The sequence below is a fragment of the Lysobacter daejeonensis GH1-9 genome, assembly GCF_000768355.1.
In the GTDB taxonomy this organism is placed as follows: Bacteria; Pseudomonadota; Gammaproteobacteria; order Xanthomonadales; family Xanthomonadaceae; genus Aerolutibacter; species Aerolutibacter daejeonensis.
Window position 1 is genome coordinate 1 of the sequence record NZ_AVPU01000027.1, and the last position, 17,165, is coordinate 17,165.

Consider the following 17,165-nt stretch of genomic DNA (forward strand, 5'->3'; position numbering starts at 1 on the left):
CTGCACGCGGCGGTAGTAAGCGTCAGTGTCGCGCGCCTGGGCCTCTGCGGCGGCCAATGTGGCACGAGCTCGGTCGATCGCCTCCTGGCGGGGCCCGGCCTCCAGCTCGGCCAGCGCCGCGCGTCCGCGTGCCTCGTCGGCACGCGCGGCGTCGGTGACGGCGGCCACCCGGATGCGGTCCAGACGCAACAGGGGTTGCCCCTCGGCAACGCGTTCGCCCTCGCGGACCTCGACGGCGACGATGCGCTCGGCCGCGGGCGACGGCACGGTGATGCGATCGTATTCCAACGTGCCCAGCGCTTGCGGCGGGCTGGGCGTACAACCGGCCACTGCCGCCACGACAAAAGCGCCAGCAAGCCCGACGATCAGAAAGTCACTTCGCATCACGCAACTCCAGCCCGCGGTCCAGCAGGGCAATGGTGTGCTGGTGGAGCATGTCCGGGGTAACGTCGTGCGCGCCGAACACCGACTTCCATATGCCCGCGCTGGCCGCCGGGAACAGCGTCAATCCGACGAGCGACACCACCAACAAGCGCGGATCCAGGTCGGGATTCAGCCCCCCTTTGCGTTGTGCCTGTGCCAATCGCTGGACCAGCAGTGCCGGCACCTTCGGCACGATGGTGTCCACCAGCAGCCCGCGGAGGGCACCGCCTTCGCACAGCACCTCGCGTACCCACAGTGGGGGCAGCCAGGGCGCCGATGCGACCGCCTTTCCGACCCCCCTTACGAACGCGGCGATGACCGCGGCGATGTCGTCGCCGGCCGAGGTCATCTCGGCGATGACGATGCCAAGCGTGGGCAGTACGCGCTCCTGGGCCACGGCCTCCTGCAGCTGCTGCTTGTCGCCAAAGTAGTAATGCAGCAGGGCCGGCGTGGTACCGGCTTCGGTGGCGATCATCCGCAGCGACGCGCCGGCGATGCCCTGCCGCACGTAACAGGCAATCGCCGCGTCGAGAAGACGTTCGCGCAAGTCCGCGCCATCGGCGGCCGGGCGCCCAGGGGCACGGCGGCGAGGTTTGGGTTGATTTGTGGTCTGGGCCATGCCCCTTAATTAATTGATTGAATAATTAATTGCAAGATACAGCCGACGAGCGGCACTGCCCGTGGCGGGCCCAACGGGAGTCAAACCTATTTCGGGCGAAGAGCCCGCCTTTACCTTGGCGAAGCGCCCACTCCCCCGCCGGCCCGGTAGACGGGGCGCCCATCGACATAAGTGGCCTGCACGTCCAGCGTGCGCAACTGTGCGGGCGGGATGGCCAGCGGGTCCTGCGCCAACACGACGAAGTCGGCACGCTTACCCGGCACCAGGCTGCCTACACGCGACTCGGCAAAACCGGCATAGGCGGCATCCAGGGTGAAGCCGCGCAGCGCCTCGTAGGCCGTCAGTTTTTCTTCCGGATGCCAGCCGCCGAGCGGCGTGCCTTCGGCATCGGAACGGGTGGTGGCTGCGTACAGGCCCAGCCGTGGGTCCACCGATTCGACCGGAAAATCCGAACCCAGCGCCAGCCGCGTACCCGTGTCGCGCAACTGCCGCCATGCATACGCGCCGACGATGCGCTGGGGCCCCACGCGGTCTTCAGCCCAGGGCATGTCGCTGGTGGCGTGCGTGGGCTGCATGGACGCGATGATGCCCAATGGGGCCAATCGCGGCAGGTCCTCCGGCGACAGCACCTGCGCATGCTCGATGCGCCAACGGTATTCGGCGGGGTGCGCCTTGCCAAGCGCCTGGGCGTAGGCCTCGACCACCTCGCGGTTGCCACGGTCGCCGATGGCGTGGGTGGCCACCTGCACGCCGCATTCGCGGGCCCTGGCGGTGACGCGGGCAAGCTCCTCGGGCTTCATCAGCAGCAGACCACGATTGGCGTGATCGTCGCTGTAAGGTTCCAGCATGGCCGCGCCGCGGCTGCCGAGCGCACCGTCGGCGTAAAGCTTCAGCGCACGCATCTCAAGGCGGCCACCGGCGTGGCGGTACAGCCCGCCCTTGCACAGTGCGTCCAGCGCGGCGCCATCACCGTCCGCCATCGCATAGACACGCAGCGGCATCGCGCGACGATCGGCGAGGCGCTGGTACGCATGCAACTGCGACAGCGACACCCCGGCGTCGTGCACACCGGTCAAGCCGTGTTCCACAGCCGACTGCATCCCCAGGACCAGCGCGCGCTCGGCAGTCGCCTCGTCCATCGCCGGCATTGCCGCTTCGATGAGATCCATCGCGGCATCGACGAACACGCCAGTCGGCACGCCTTGGGTGTCGCGCAGGATCTGGCCGCCATCGGGCTGCCAATCACCTTCCAGGTCGCGCTTCACGACGCGCATCGCCGCGGTGTTGCCCCAGGCCGCATGACCGTCCACGCGGCGCAGCCACACCGGGCGATCGGGGAACACGGCATCCAGGTCGGCAGCCGTCGGGAACTGCTTGTCCGGCCAGTCGTTCTGGTCCCAACCGCGGCCCAGCAACCAGGTGTCAGGCGGCAGGCCGCGTGCGAACTCGCGCAGTCGCTGCAGCACCTCGGCCTTGCTACGGGTGTCGACAACGTTGGCGCGCAGCTTTGCAAGGCCGAGTCCCGCCACGTGGCCGTGTGCGTCAATCAGGCCCGGCACGACGGTGGCAGTGCCCACGTCGATGCGCGCCGCCTTCGGGTACTTCGCCAGCAGGCTGGCGCTGTCGCCCAGCGCCAGAATCGCACCACTGTCGTCATAGGCCATTGCCTGCGCGCGCGGATGCGCGGTGTCCATCGTGTGGATCTGACCCGCGGTAAGCACGGTGACCTTGGCCGCATGGGCCGGGATCGCCATGGCTGCCAGCGACAACGCGATCACCTGGGCGATCCGAGAAGGCTTGCATGCGCGCATTGCGGCATCCTGCTGAATGAGATGTCGCGGCACTTTGCGAAAAAGCGGCGACAGGCGCAAGCTGACAACCTGCGCACCCACCCGCACTGCGCCTTTCCCCCGACCCAGTCACCCATGTCTTCGCGAACCACTTCCGAATTCACCCTCGATCCGCCCGAGGCCGAGCGCCTTGCCAACCTCAGTGGCCCCTTCGACGGCCACCTGCGCATGATCGAGCTGCGCCTCGGTGTGGAGATCGCCAACCGCGGCAACGTGTTCCGCGTGGTGGGCCCGCAGGCTGCCGTGGGCAAGGCCGAACGCCTGCTCCGCGACCTGTGGACCGATGCAGCCAACGAAACGCTGGACGAGCCCGCCATCCACCTGCGTCTCGCCGAGGCCGACGCCGATGGCGTGGTCGAGCGGGACATCGAGCCGCAGGAAGTGGCGATCCGCACCAAGCGCGGCACCATTCGCGGCCGCGGCGCCAACCAGGCCAAATACCTGCATGCCATTGCAGTACACGACATCAACTTCGGTATCGGCCCCGCCGGCACGGGCAAGACCTACCTGGCCGTGGCCAGCGCGGTGGAAGCATTGAACGAAGGCCGCGTGCAACGCCTGATCCTGGTGCGCCCCGCGGTCGAGGCCGGCGAGAAGCTTGGCTTCCTGCCCGGCGACCTCACGCAGAAGGTAGACCCGTACCTGCGCCCGCTGTACGACGCGCTGTACGAGATGCTGGGCGTGGAGAAGGTGGTGAAGCTGCTCGAGAAGAACGTCATCGAGATCGCGCCCCTGGCATACATGCGCGGACGCACGCTTAACGATGCGTTTGTCATCCTCGACGAAGCGCAGAACACCACGATCGAGCAGATGAAGATGTTCCTGACCCGCATCGGCTACGGCAGCACCGCCGTGGTCACCGGTGACATGACCCAGATCGACCTGCCGCGCCACCAGAAGTCCGGGCTGAAGGACGCGCTGGAAGTGCTGCACCACGTCAACGGCATCAGCTTCACCTTCTTCGAGGCGCGCGACGTGGTGCGACACCCGCTGGTGGCGCGCATCGTCGACGCCTACGACTCACGCGACGAGAAGAACGCGCAGAGCGGCGCCACGCCCTGAGCCCCTCCCCCACTGATCATTGGTCCACTCCCATGACCGTAGGCCCCACCCGTCTCGACGTCTCCATCAGCTACGGCTTGCCGCGTGCCGGCATTCCGTCCGCCACCAGTTTCCGCAAGTGGGTGGCAGCGGCACTGGAGGGGCGCATCCGCGAAGCCGACCTGGCCATCCGCATCGTCGACACCAAGGAAGGGCAGTCGATGAACCACCACTACCGCGGCAAGGATTACGCGACCAACGTGCTCAGCTTTCCGGCCGATGTGCCCGAAGGCCTGCCGAAGGGGGTGAAGATGCCGCTGCTGGGCGACCTGGTGATCTGCGCGCCGGTGGTCGCCCGCGAAGCACGGGAACAGGGCAAGTCGCTGGCCGCGCACTACGCGCACATGACCGTGCATGGCGTGCTGCACCTGTTGGGTTGGGATCACGAAGACGAGCGCGAAGCCGACTGCATGGAGCAACTGGAGCGCGAAATCCTGGCTTCGCTGGGCGTCGAGGACCCGTACGCGGTGGAAGGCTGACCCGCAGGTCGGCTCCCCGGCCCCACCCGGCGCGGTTTCACCGTTTTGCGCACCAACCGCGTTAGACTTCCTGAATGCCCCCATCCCCCAGGGGGCGCCTGATCATGCCCCATGTCCGAGGACGACAGTAGTAACTCCCACGCGCCGGAACGGCGCTCCTGGCTCGAACGCATCAGCTCCGCGCTGTCCGGCGAGCCCACCACCCGTGAAGACCTGGTCGAGCTGCTGCGCGATGCCCAGGCCGATGGCCTGATCGCCGCCGACACCCTGCGGATGATGGAAGGCGCCATCGCCGTCTCCGACCTGACCGTCGGCGACGTGATGATCCCGCGCTCGCAGATGGTCGCCCTGCCCGCCGAAGCCAAGTTCCTCGACCTGATGAAGCTGGTGGTCGAGTCCGGCCATTCGCGCTTCCCGGTGCATGGCGAGGAGAAGGACGAGATCCTCGGCATCCTGCTGGCCAAGGACCTGCTGCGTGGCGTGGTGGCGGACCACGGCCCGGGCACCATCCACGAATTGCTGCGCCCCGCGGTGCTGATTCCCGAATCCAAGCGCCTGGACGTGCTGCTGCGCGAGTTCCGCCAGTCGCGCAACCACATGGCCATCGTCATCGACGAACACGGCGGCGTGGCCGGCCTGGTCACCATCGAGGACGTGCTGGAGCAGATCGTCGGCGACATCGACGACGAGCATGATGACGCCGAGGACCCCAACGCGCTGATCGCGGCACAGGCCGATGGCCAGTTCGTGGTCGATGCGCTGACGCCGATCGGCGATTTCAACGAGCGCTTCAAGGCAGACTTCGACGACGATGAATACGACACGATCGGCGGCCTGGTCGTCGCGGCCATTGGCCACCTGCCGGAAGCGGGCGAGGAATTGACGCTGGGCCGTTTCGTGTTCCGGGTGGCCAGTGCCGATGCGCGCCGCATCCATGCCTTCCACGTGGGCGTGCTGGGTGACGCCTGACGGTGGCGCCCGCGTGACGGGCCGGGCGCAACGTATGGGCTGGCTCGCCCGCGCGCGAGGCGCGCTCGGATGGGCACTCATCGGCTTCGCGATGCATGCCGCGGCGGTGGCTGCCCCCGTCGCGGATACAACAAGTCTGTCCCCGTCGTCGGCCTCGGCCTCGGCCACGGCAACCACCCCCGGGACGGCCACGGCCGGCGAGGGCACCGCGGGACGTCCGGCCGCTCCACGGCCGCCCGCCCCTACTCCCACGGCGCCACCTGACAGCATCCCGGCGTCCCCGTCCGCCACCGGCCCTGCACCGGACATCGGCGTGATGACGATGCTGCCCGGCGAGATCTTCTGGGAGCGGTTCGGCCACGATGCCATCGTCGTCGTCGACCCGGATACCCGCGCAGCCACGTCGTACAACTTCGGCTTCTTCGATCTGGACGAGCCGGACTTCACCTCACGCTTCGTCCGTGGCGACATGCGCTACCAGCTGGTCGCCCTGCCCGTCGACCAGGACCTGGCCACGTACGACGCCGAAGGCCGCGGCGTAAGCATCCAATGGCTCGACCTGCCGGCCGAGGACGCGCGACAGCTGGCCGCCGCACTGGCCGAGAACGCTCGTCCTGAAAACGCGCGCTACCGCTACGACTACTTCCTGGACAACTGCTCCACCCGGGTGCGCGACGCCCTGGATCGCGCCCTGCATGGCCGCATGCGCAGCCAGCTGGAAGGCCGCTCGCAGGGCAACACCTACCGCAGCGAGGCCATGCGCCTGGCCTCGCCGGAGTTCTGGATGTGGCTGGGTTTCGACATCGGCCTGGGTCCGGCGGCGGACGTGCCACTGGCGCTGTGGGACGAGGCGTTTGTCCCGATGCGACTGGCGGCGGCGCTGGCTGAGGTCAAACACACCGATGGTCGCCCGGTGGTCCGCGGCCAGCACGAGATACTTGCGCACCGCCTGGCGCCGGAACCAGAGGAGCGCGGCCAACGCTGGTGGCTGTGGGCCATGTGGGGTCTTGCCATTGGCGGTGCATCGGCGTGGGCGGGCCGTCGTTACCCGCGCGGCACGGCCGCGGTGGCCTTGCCATTCTGGACGCTGTCGGGCGTTGTGGGTGTCCTGCTGCTGTTCCTCTGGCTCGGGACCGAGCACCGCTTCGCGTGGACCAATCACAACCTCTTCCTGTTGAATCCGCTGGCGTGGCTGTTGCTTCCGGGGGCCGTGCGCCTGCTCCTCGGGCGCAAGGCCGGTGCCTGGTTCGATACGGTTCTGGTGCTGGTGGCAACATTGGCCCTGGTCGGCATGTTTGCCCATTGGCTGCCGCTCGCGCCGCAGCGCAATGCACACTGGATCGCCCTGCTGTTGCCCATCCATTTGGGGCTGTTGGCCGGTCTGCGCCGCCGGTGAGCCTGCTGCCGGCCCCGCGTCGCCGCGGTGGGCCGCAGGCCGCCACATCCCGAGCGTGTCGGGGCCGGGCGCAACTTGTCTCGCTGCACCGTAGCGCCCAAGATCACAGCCCATGAGCCGCGCCGACATGCCCAAGTGCGTCATCAACTGCGTCGCGTACGACCGGGAGGGAGGGCGCCGCGACATCGCGCTGGACGCCATCAGCGACGTGCTGGCGGTCGACGACGGCAGTTTCGTCTGGGTCGGATTGTACGAACCCAGCGAGGACATCCTCGACAAACTGCAGGAGGAATTCGGCCTGCACGACCTGGCGGTCGAGGATGCGCACAAGGCGCACCAGCGACCCAAGCTGGAGACATACGGCAGTTCGCTGTTCGTCGTCATCCATACGGCACAGACCGTGGACAGCCGCATCCGCTTCGGCGAGACCCACCTGTTCGTCGGCCCCCGCTACCTGGTGACGGTGCGCCACGGGGCATCGTCCAGCTACGCCGCCGCCCGTGCGCGGATGGAGCGCGAGCCCGACCTGCTCCGTCACGGTCCCGGTGCAGGCCTGTACGCGGTGCTGGACATGGTGGTCGACAACTTCATCCCGATCGTCGACGGCTTCAACCACGAACTCAACGAATTGGAGCAGGACATCTTCTCCGACCAGTTCCGCCCCAGCACGGTGCGCGAGCTCTACGACCTCAAGCGCGAGCTGACCCGCCTGCGCATGGCGGTGGCGCCGCTGCAGGACATCCTGGGGCAGTTGACCCGCTCACGCGGTGGACTGATCGACGACGAGATCCAGTTGTACGTGCGCGACGTGCTGGACCATGCCGTGCGCATCAACGAAAGCACCGACACGCTGCGCGAGATGCTGACCGCAGCGGTCAGCGTGAACCTGTCGCTGGTCACCGTGCACCAGGGTGAAGTGGTGAAGCGGCTGGGTGCCTGGGCGGCGTTGCTGGCCGCACCCACCTTGATCGCCAGCTGGTACGGCATGAACTTCATTCATATGCCTGAATTGGCGGGACGCTGGAGCTACGCCATCCTGATCGGCGTGGTGGCGACGACCTGCCTGGCCCTGTATCGGATGTTCAAGCGCGCACGCTGGCTGTAACAGCCGTCACGGCACCGGCTTCGACCTTGGTCGGCGCATAGACCAAAGTTGCACGGTTTATGCCGCACTGCGGATTGACCCCCCGTCCCCCGGGGGAGACCCTTCCAGAGTCAATTGGGAGGCATTTGCATGAAGGGTGGAATCGCCAGGTTGGCCTGGGCGGCGTTGGCCGTGCTGGGCGCCGTGTGTCTGGGAGTGCTCGCGCTGCGACGCGGCGAGCAGATCAATGCGTTGTGGATCGTGGTGGCGGCAGTGTCGATCTATCTGGTCGCCTACCGTTACTACAGCCTGTTCATCGCCACCAAGGTGATGGGGCTGGATCCCACGCGCGCCACGCCCGCGGTGATCAACAACGACGGCCTGGACTACGTGCCCACCAACAAGCACGTGCTGTTTGGCCACCACTTCGCGGCCATTGCGGGTGCGGGCCCGCTGGTCGGCCCGGTGCTGGCGGCGCAGATGGGCTACCTGCCCGGCACGTTGTGGCTGATCGCCGGCGTGGTGCTGGCGGGCGCGGTGCAGGACTTCATGGTGCTGTTCGTGTCCAGCCGTCGCAATGGTCGCTCGCTGGGCGACCTGGTGCGCGAGGAAATGGGCCAGGTGCCTGGCACGATCGCGTTGTTCGGTGCGTTCCTGATCATGATCATCATCCTCGCGGTACTGGCGATGATCGTGGTGAAGGCGCTGGCCGAAAGCCCGTGGGGCATGTTCACGGTGATGGCCACCATCCCGATCGCGGTATTGATGGGCGTGTACATGCGCTACATCCGCCCGGGCAAGATTGGTGAGATCTCGGTGGTCGGCATCGCGCTCCTGCTGCTGTCGATCTGGCTCGGCGGCAAGGTCGCCGCACACCCTGAGTGGGGCCCTGCGTTTACCTTCACCGGCACCCAGATCACGTGGATGCTGATCGGTTACGGCTTCATCGCGGCGGTGCTGCCGGTGTGGCTGGTGCTGGCGCCGCGTGACTACCTGTCCACCTTCCTCAAGATCGGTACCATCGTCGGCCTGGCCATCGGCATCTTCATCGTCATGCCCGACCTGCGCATGCCGGCGCTGACGCAGTTCACCGACGGCACGGGCCCGGTGTGGAAGGGCGGTATGTTCCCGTTCCTGTTCATCACCATCGCCTGCGGCGCGGTGTCGGGCTTCCATGCGCTGATCAGCTCGGGCACCACGCCCAAGCTGCTGGCCAATGAAGGCCACGCGCGCTACATCGGTTACGGCGGCATGCTGATGGAGTCGTTCGTTGCGATCATGGCGATGGTCGCGGCTTCGGTCATCGACCCCGGCGTTTACTTCGCCATGAACAGCCCCGCGGCGGTAATCGGCACCGATCCGGTGGGGGCCGCGCAGACCATCACCCAGTGGGGCTTCGTGGTCACGCCGGACGTGTTGTCGCAGACGGCCAACGACATCGGCGAGGCGTCGATCCTGTCGCGTGCCGGTGGCGCGCCGACGCTGGCGGTGGGCATTGCGCAGATCCTGCACGCAGTGCTGCCGGGCGAGGGGATGATGGCGTTCTGGTACCACTTCGCCATCCTGTTCGAAGCGCTGTTCATCCTCACCGCGGTGGATGCGGGCACGCGCGCCGGCCGCTTCATGCTGCAGGACCTGCTGGGCAACTTCGTTCCGGCGCTGCGCAGGACCGACGCATGGGGCCCGAACGTGTTGGCCACCGCGGGCTGCGTGGCGATGTGGGGTTACTTCCTGTACCAGGGCGTCACCGATCCACTGGGCGGCATCAACATGCTGTGGCCGCTGTTCGGCATCGCCAACCAGATGCTGGCGGGCATCGCGCTGATGCTGTGCACGGTGGTGCTGTTCAAGATGAAGAAGGACCGCTACGCGTGGGTCACCATCATCCCGACCACGTGGCTGCTGGTGTGCACCACGGCGGCGGGCTTCATCAAGATCTTCGACGCGACGCCGGCCATCGGCTTCCTGGCCCAGGCCAACAAATACAAGGCCGCGATTGCCGCCGGCGAGATCATCGCCCCGGCCAAGAGCATGGGCGCGATGCAGCAGGTGATGATCAACAACTACATCAACGCGGGTCTGACGGCGCTGTTCCTGTTCGTGGTGTTCGCGGTGCTGGTGTACTCGGTCAAGGCCATCCTGGCCGCGCGCCGCGAAGGTTCGCGCACCGACCGCGAGACCGCATACGTGGCCCTGAAACCGCATGAGATGAACCTCTGATGGGCACTGCACTGGTCCCCGCCGGCGAGCACCAACAGATGCGCCGCGTGTGGCGGCGGCTGGTGCAGACGGCGCGGCTGTGCTGCGGGGTGCCGGACTACGACAACTACGTCCGGCACCTGATGGAGAAACACCCGGAGCGCCCGATCCCCGACTACGCCACGTTCTTCCGGCAACGGCAGGAGGCGCGGTACGGGGGCGGCGGATTCCGCTGCTGCTGACGCACCGTCCTGGCGGGGCGACCCGCTCCAGGACGGTGACACCCCCCTAATGGGTGATGCCCGATTTTGTTCGACCTCACGAGGCGCAACGCTTCGTTTGCCCTTATGCAGCTTCTTCCAAGCCACATGGCAGACCATGCGACGGCAGAAGACGGGGGAGGCGCACAGTCGACCACACATGGAGCACGCCCCTATGAAAACCCGTTCCGCATTCCTTGGTGTCGTCACCACGCTTGCCTTGTCCTTGGCCTGCAACAGCGCATTGGCATGGGACGGCGACAATGGCTGCACGCCCGGCTATTGGAAGCAGGAGCAGCACTTCGACTCCTGGCCCTTCCCGTACGAGCCCAATACGCTGCTGCGCGATGTCTTTGTCACCGCCCCGCCGGAGTACGTGCCGGATGACACCTTCCTCGAGGCATTGAACTACGGCGGAGGCCCGGGCGTGGAAGGCGCAACCCAGATCCTGCTGCGTGCGGCCGTCGCGGCGCTGCTGAATGCCGAAGCGCTGGGACTGGCGTTCGAGGACGAGCCTGCCGAGATCATCAACAGCACCGTTGACAGGCTCGAGTCGCAGTGGCGCCCCACGATCCTGACGCGCGCGACCTACTTCGACAGCATCAACAACGGGCCGGATGGCTGCCCGCTCAACTGACCGCTGTTGCCTGACCGCAAAGCCCCCGGGCCTTGGCCTGGGGGCTTTTTTTGTGTGAGCGCGGTTCGGCCTGCAGGCCGGGCCTGCGGGCGGCCTGGGCCGTGTCGCGAATCCGATACGGCCAGGCCCCATAGGCCGACGTGCTGCCGTCGCACCTGGGCTGGCAGGAGCGGCGCGTCGGGCCTTAGTGCCCGATGTGCTTCTTCAGCCAGGCATTGACCGTGTCATGCCATTGGATGCTGTTCTGCGGTTTGAGCACCCAGTGGTTCTCGTCGGGGAAGTACAGGAACTGCGAGTCGATGCCCTGGCGCTGCAGCGCAGTGAACGCGGCGATACCCTGCTCCACCGGTATGCGGAAGTCCTGCTGGCCGTGGATCACCAGCATCGGCTTCTTCCAATCCTTGACGTGGTTGACCGGGTTGAACTGCTCGTAGTTCTTCGGCACGTCGTACGGGGTACCGCCCTGCTCCCACTCGGTGAACCACAGTTCCTCGGTGGCATAGCCCATCATGCGCTGGTCGAACACGCCGTCGTGGTTGACCAGGCACTTCCACGGCCCGTTCCAGTTGCCGGCGATCCAGTTGACCATGAAGCCGCCGTAGCTGGCGCCCAGCGCGCAGGCCTTGTCGCCGTCGATGAAGGCGTACTGCTTCTGCGCGGCGGCCCAGCCCTTCTGCAGGTCTTCCAGTGGGCGGTCGCCCCAGTGCTGGCTGATCGAATCGGTGAACGCCTGACCGTAGCCGGTGGACCCATGGAAGTCGATCATCACCGCCACGTAGCCCTGGCCCGCGTAGGTCTGCGGGTTCCAACGATAGCTCCAGCCGTTGCCGAAGCTGCCCTGCGGACCACCGTGGATCAGGAAGGCGACCGGGTACTTCTTGCCTTCCTCGTAATTCCACGGCTTCACGACGTAGCCGTACACGGTGTCGCCGTTCCAGCCCTTGAAGCTGAACTGTTCGAAGTCGCCAAAAGCCACGTCCTTGAGCATCTCACCGGCGCTGGGGGTAATGGCACGCAACGGTGCGCCACTGATGCCGCCGGTCATGACCTGGTCCCCGCTCTTGAGGCTGTTGCGGGTGAAGGCCAGCGTGGGGCCGGCCAACTGCACCGACCCGACCGAGCCATCGCCCACCAGCTTGGTCACGGCGCCGCTGGCCACGTGCACCGCGAACAACGGGTGCTCGCCCAGTTCGCCGGCGGGCGTGTAGATCGTCTGGCCATCGGCGGAGAGCGTGATGCTATCGGCCGAGCGGTCCCACTTGGGGGCGATCTCGCGGCGCTTGCCGGTCGCGAGGTCCAGTTCCATCAGCGCGAAGCGGTCGGCTTCGAAACCGGGACGCTTCATCGCACGGTAGAACAGCTTCTGGCCGTTGCGCGCGAACACGGCGCCGGTGTCCCACGCCGGGTTGTCGGCGGTAAGGTTGCGGGCCGTGCCGCTGCCATCGGCATTGACCTGGTACAGGTCGAAGTTGGTGGACCACGGCTCGGCGCGGTCGGCATTGCGCGCACTCAGCACCAGCGTCTTGCCGTTGGGCGCCCAGGTGTACTCGCTGCTGTCGCCAAACGGACGCGAGGGCACGTCACCGATGACGTCACCGCCCACGAGCGTGGCGCGCGTGACCGACGGCTTGCCTGCCGCCGGCAGCCCCGCCACGAACACGCGGTTGAGGCGACCATCGTTCCAGGCATCCCAGTGGCGGATGAACATGCGGTCGAACACCTGGCCGGTGCTCTTGCGCTCACCGGCCTTGTCCAGCCGCTGTTTGGTGCACGCGAGGTCCGCGCCGCAATCGGCGAAGGCTTCGGTGTTGAACGCGACACGCTTGCCGTCAGGCGAAATCAGGAACCCGCCCACGTCGGTCGGGAGATCGGTGACCTGGCGCGGCGTGCCGCCCGCGGCCGGAATGGCGTACAGCTGCGAGGACCCGGACTTGCTGCTGAGGAAGTACACCGTCTTGCCGTCAGGCGAGAAGGCCGGCGAATTGACGTTCCAACCCTCGGGGGTCAGCCGCTTGGGCGGCGCCGCGTCGCGGGCGAACAGGTCCTCGATCCACAGCGAGGTGGACGACTTGTTGGCCTGCAGGTCGACCACGCGCTTGGCGAACACCACCAGGCGGCCGTTCGACGACAGCGTAGGCGAAGAGTGGCGGTCCATGGCCGCCAGGTCGCGGACATCGAGGCCGCGCGGGGCGGCATGGGCGGACAGTGCCGTTGCGACCAGCAACGGCAGGAGGGCATGGCGGAACGTCATGGGGGTGGATCCCTAGCGGTCGAAAACGCGATGGTAGGCCGTCGCGATGGGGCTTCGCAAAGTTCCAAAGTCATGCTGCGGGTGCAGCAAAAGGCGCGCGCCCATCCACTCGCGGACTTCCGACGGCCGGCGGCTATACTCGCCCGACCGTTTGGCCCGGAGTGCCTTGTGACTGCCACCACCGCCTCACCCCTGCCCTCCACGGGCGAGTTCATGGGCCACCCAAAGGGCCTCTACGTCTGCTTCCTGACCGAGATGTGGGAGCGCTTTGCCTTCTACGGCATGAAGGCGCTGCTCTTCCTGTACCTGACCAAGCATCATCTGTTCAGCGACACCGACGGCTACCTGCTGCTGGGCACCTATGCCGGCCTGGCCTACGCCTTGCCGTTGCTGGGTGGCCTGCTGGCGGACAAGTACCTGGGCATGCGCAAGGCCGTGGTATACGGCGGCATGCTGCTGGTGCTGGGGCAGTTGGGCATGGCCTACACGGGCCATGCGGCCAGCGGCACGCAGGGTGCAGGCGCACAGGACGCCTTCGCGGTGCAGGTGATGTACTTCTCGCTGGCGCTGATCGGCGTGGGCGTGGGCTTCCTCAAGCCCAACATCTCCACCATCGTCGGCCGGCTGTATCCCGCCAACGACCCGCGCCGCGACTCCGGCTTCACCATCTTCTACATGGGCATCAACGTCGGCGCATTTCTCTCGTCGCTGATCGTGGCCTGGATCGGCGAGAAGATCGGCTGGGGGTATGGCTTTGCCCTGGCCGGCATCATGATGGCGCTGGGCCTGGTGCAGTTCCTGTGGGGCCGCAAGCACCTGCTCGGCCATGCAGAACCCGCGGACCCTGCCCTGCTACAGGTCCCGGTGCTGGCCGGCCTGTCGCGCGAACGCGTCATCTACCTCGGTGGCCTGCTGCTGACGGTGGTCGTGTGGCAAGTGCTGCAGACGCGCATCAACTTCGGCCCGCTGTCGGCGCTGTTCGGCGGCCATGAAGTGACGCTGACGGAAGTGGTCGCGGTGCTGTTGGGCGCCGGCCTGTACATCTGGTTCATCCGCCTTCTGTTCTCCGGCATCAGCGCCGCTGAGAAGGGCCGGATGGTGATGCTGATGACGCTGATTACCGTCAGCGCGCTGTTCTGGGGCCTGTACGAGCAGACCTATGGCCCGTGGGTGGCGATGGCCGACCGCGTGATGGACCGCACCACTTTCGGTATCGAGTGGACCGCCGGCCAGACCACCGCCATCGGTGCACTGTTCGTGATCGCGCTGAGCCCGGTGTTCGCCTGGATCTGGCCGCGCCTGGACAAGGTCGGCCTCAACCCGAGCTACCCGGCGAAGTTTGCCTGGGGCCTGGTGTTCTGCGGCCTGGCGTTTGGCGTACTGTCGTTTGCCGCTGCCAATGCTGGCGACGACGCTACCGTCAGCTTGTGGTGGATGATCCTGGCCTACTTCGTGCTGGTGCTGGGCGAGATGGTGCTGTCGCCGGTGGGCCTGGCCGCGGTGACTTCGCTGTCGATCCCGCGCGCGGTGGGCATGATGATGGGCGCATGGTTCCTGTTCTCGGCGTTCGGCGAAATCATCGCCGGCCGCATGGGCACCTGGGCCGAGATCGCCCCTGAAGCCAGCCGTTCCGAGGCACTGGCTGTGTACGGAAACGTATTCACCAACATGATGTGGATTGGGTTGGTGGCCGGGGCGCTGCTGTTCCTGGCAACGCCGCTATTGAAGCGGTTGGTCAAGGACTGACTGCTCCCTGCCATGGCCGAAAAAGAAACGGCGCCCTAGGCGCCGGTTCTTTTTGCTTAGCCGGTGTGTTTGAACTCAGGGGGCTTTGTCCGGCGCCCCCTCTGCCGGTGTCGCGGCCATGGCGCCGCCGAGATGACGCGAAAGGAATACCAGCAGTCTCCGGGCGAATTCGGTGCGGTTGGACTCGAGATAGAAGCCGTGGCCTTCATTGGGGTAGTACAACGTCTCCACCGACGCACCCGCCTTAACCAGCGCCGCTTCCATTAACTTCGAGTGCGAAATGGGGGCGACCTCGTCCTCGCCACCCGCGGCGAGGAACACCGGCACCTTGATTCGCTCCGCCATGCGGTTGGGCGAAACAGCGGCAAGGCTCTCCAGGTCACCTACCCATTCGGCGGACCATCTACCGACCCGATTGCTGTTGCGAGCATCCTCTTTCTGCATGGCCGGCAGATCATAGACGCCGACGTAGCCGACGGCGCAACGGTACAGGTCCGGCTCCTTGGCGGCTCCCATCAGGGCTGCATAGCCGCCGTAGCTTCCACCATAGATGCAGATACGCTTGGCGTCAGCGTATCCCTGCGCGATTGCCCAACGGGTTGCGTCGGTGAGGTCGTTCTGCATCTTTCCGCCCCACTCCCTTGCGCCGGCCTGCCGGAATGCCTGCCCATAGCCGTCCGAGCCGCGGAAATTGAGCTGGAGCACTCCATATCCCGCATTGGCAAGCATTTGCACTTCACCGTCGAACCCCCAATGGTCCTGCACGCCATAGGGCCCACCGTGGGGCATGACCACCAGCGGCAGGTTCCGCTCGCTCCGGCCTGCAGGCAGCGTGAGATAGCCATGCAGCACCAGGCCGTCCCGCGCCGCGAACGAGAACGGACGCATCTCTGCCATCTTGGCCGGGTCAAACCAGCTGCGACGGCTCAGGAGGTGGGACAGCTTCTTGGCTTGGGTATCGAACAGATAGAAATCGCCTGGACTGCGGTCGCTCCAGGTCTCGACCAAGGCGTAGCGCCCGTCATCGGTTTCGGAAGTGATCATCACCGGGTCTGGTGCCAGTGCAGCCTCGAGACTTCGGTGAAGGCGTGCCCGCGGATCCTTCTCGTCATAGAACGCAAACTTCGGCTTGCCATCCACGAACACGGCGCCGATTGGCCTACCGTTGACGTAAAGATGCCGCGCGGGATCCGCAACGGCATCTCGCAACACCTGCGTGGCCGTACCCGTGGCCGTGTCGTAGGCCAGCACCGCATTGGGCCCACTCTTCTGGACGGCGTCGATGTAGGCGACAGCGTTGTCGGCGGAGAATCCAACCGGCTGCCAAGCCGTACCGGAGACTGCTTCGTCATTCACCAGTCGCCAATCGTTGCCACGGGCGTCGCGGTAATAGAGTTTCCAGCGGTTGTCGAGGCCAAAACCATGGGCGAAACGCACCTCGCCAGCATTGTCGGTGACGAAGTGCGCATTGCGTACCGGCGCGTTCGCCACCGGGGTACGCCGGCCGGTGTAGACGTCCATTCGCTCGGCACGAGTGAACGGGTCATCGCTGAATGGCATGACCGCAATGATGACGTTCTTGTCATCGGCAGGAAGATCGTCGACCAGACGCGCGGCGACCATCTCCACTTTCCGGGGTTGGATCTTGGTCCCCAGGCCGTTGCCTTGGACGCGCTGGCCCACCAGCATCTCGGCTCCGCCACCCTGCGCATTGATGGCGTAGATTTCCCCGGTACCACGGGGCTCCGCGAGCGCACCCATCTTCTCCGAAACGGAAATGAGCAGGCGCTCGTGGTTGACCCAGGCAAAGCCCTCCACATGCGTGTTCCGCCCCAGCGCAAAACTCGTGGTGACCTTGTTGTCGCTACGTCGCATCACGACGAGGATGGTTCGGTCCTCCAGGGGAACCGTCGCTGCGTAGTAATCGCCTTTCGGCGAGATTTGGATCGTCTTGAACTGGTCCCTCTTCACAAAAGCCGAGACATCCACCCCATTTGCGCTTGCAACGCCTGACCACGCCATAACGGCAAGTGCCGCCGTCACTGCAATTTGTTTCATTCCAGCTCCCTGTTCCCCGATTCTGGTTGGTGCATCCGCACGCCACTTGCACCCCTGACCTACCCCCGGGGCGCGCGCATCAGGCTACCCTAG

13 protein-coding genes and 1 pseudogene are annotated in these 17,165 nt (G+C 66.2%); 9 read left to right on the forward strand and 5 right to left on the reverse strand.

Annotation, left to right across the window (positions count from 1 at the left end; translation table 11 throughout):
* From N800_RS12505 to N800_RS12515, 3 genes and pseudogenes are all read right to left on the reverse strand, one after another.
* A pseudogene (locus N800_RS12505) lies at positions 1-384 on the reverse strand (hemolysin secretion protein D); the annotation flags it as partial.
* A complete protein-coding gene (locus tag N800_RS12510; protein WP_232227648.1) occupies positions 374-970 on the reverse strand; it encodes a TetR/AcrR family transcriptional regulator in 597 nt (198 codons plus the stop codon). The gene N800_RS12510 and the pseudogene N800_RS12505, both read right to left, overlap by 11 nt.
* Before the next feature lie 182 nt (positions 971-1,152).
* Positions 1,153-2,853, reverse strand: coding sequence for an amidohydrolase (locus N800_RS12515; RefSeq protein WP_036139170.1), 1,701 nt, complete (start codon positions 2,851-2,853; stop codon positions 1,153-1,155).
* A 114-nt stretch (positions 2,854-2,967) separates the two neighbouring features.
* On the opposite strand from N800_RS12515, the gene N800_RS12520 reads away from it, so the two are divergent.
* The 8 genes from N800_RS12520 to N800_RS12555 all read left to right on the forward strand — a co-directional run bounded on the left by N800_RS12520 (position 2,968) and on the right by N800_RS12555 (position 11,017).
* Positions 2,968-3,954: a PhoH family protein gene (locus N800_RS12520; protein WP_036139173.1), complete on the forward strand. Its 987-nt coding sequence runs from the start codon at positions 2,968-2,970 to the stop codon at positions 3,952-3,954.
* A 32-nt stretch (positions 3,955-3,986) separates the two neighbouring features.
* Positions 3,987-4,472, forward strand: coding sequence for an rRNA maturation RNase YbeY (gene ybeY / locus N800_RS12525; RefSeq protein WP_036139176.1), 486 nt, complete (start codon positions 3,987-3,989; stop codon positions 4,470-4,472).
* A gap of 111 nt (positions 4,473-4,583) precedes the next feature.
* The gene (locus N800_RS12530) at positions 4,584-5,441 is read left to right on the forward strand and encodes a CorC family transporter (protein ID WP_036139179.1); all 858 of its coding nucleotides are present in this window, start codon (positions 4,584-4,586) and stop codon (positions 5,439-5,441) included.
* A 316-nt stretch (positions 5,442-5,757) separates the two neighbouring features.
* Positions 5,758-6,837 carry a lipoprotein N-acyltransferase Lnb domain-containing protein gene (locus tag N800_RS12535; RefSeq protein WP_156962993.1) on the forward strand — a complete coding sequence of 360 codons (1,080 nt, stop codon included), beginning with the start codon at positions 5,758-5,760 and terminating at the stop codon, positions 6,835-6,837.
* A gap of 112 nt (positions 6,838-6,949) precedes the next feature.
* Complete coding sequence (locus N800_RS12540) at positions 6,950-7,942, forward strand: magnesium and cobalt transport protein CorA (RefSeq protein ID WP_036139183.1); 993 nt, start codon at positions 6,950-6,952, stop codon at positions 7,940-7,942.
* 129 nt (positions 7,943-8,071) lie between these two features.
* Positions 8,072-10,141 carry a carbon starvation CstA family protein gene (locus N800_RS12545; RefSeq protein ID WP_036139186.1) on the forward strand — a complete coding sequence of 690 codons (2,070 nt, stop codon included), beginning with the start codon at positions 8,072-8,074 and terminating at the stop codon, positions 10,139-10,141.
* The gene (locus tag N800_RS12550) at positions 10,141-10,362 is read left to right on the forward strand and encodes a YbdD/YjiX family protein (protein ID WP_036139195.1); all 222 of its coding nucleotides are present in this window, start codon (positions 10,141-10,143) and stop codon (positions 10,360-10,362) included. Before N800_RS12545 ends, N800_RS12550 begins: the two co-directional genes overlap by 1 nt.
* A gap of 193 nt (positions 10,363-10,555) precedes the next feature.
* Complete coding sequence (locus N800_RS12555) at positions 10,556-11,017, forward strand: hypothetical protein (RefSeq protein WP_036139197.1); 462 nt, start codon at positions 10,556-10,558, stop codon at positions 11,015-11,017.
* A 184-nt stretch (positions 11,018-11,201) separates the two neighbouring features.
* Here the strand turns inward: N800_RS12555 and N800_RS12560 are convergent, their stop codons facing one another.
* The gene (locus tag N800_RS12560) at positions 11,202-13,268 is read right to left on the reverse strand and encodes a S9 family peptidase (RefSeq protein ID WP_036139200.1); all 2,067 of its coding nucleotides are present in this window, start codon (positions 13,266-13,268) and stop codon (positions 11,202-11,204) included.
* 168 nt (positions 13,269-13,436) lie between these two features.
* Between N800_RS12560 and N800_RS12565 the strand changes: the two genes are divergently transcribed.
* Positions 13,437-15,014 carry a peptide MFS transporter gene (locus tag N800_RS12565; RefSeq protein WP_425476517.1) on the forward strand — a complete coding sequence of 526 codons (1,578 nt, stop codon included), beginning with the start codon at positions 13,437-13,439 and terminating at the stop codon, positions 15,012-15,014.
* Positions 15,015-15,089: 75 nt separating this feature from the next.
* Here the strand turns inward: N800_RS12565 and N800_RS12570 are convergent, their stop codons facing one another.
* The gene (locus N800_RS12570) at positions 15,090-17,072 is read right to left on the reverse strand and encodes an alpha/beta hydrolase family protein (protein WP_084087628.1); all 1,983 of its coding nucleotides are present in this window, start codon (positions 17,070-17,072) and stop codon (positions 15,090-15,092) included.
* Positions 17,073-17,165 lie beyond the last annotated feature (93 nt).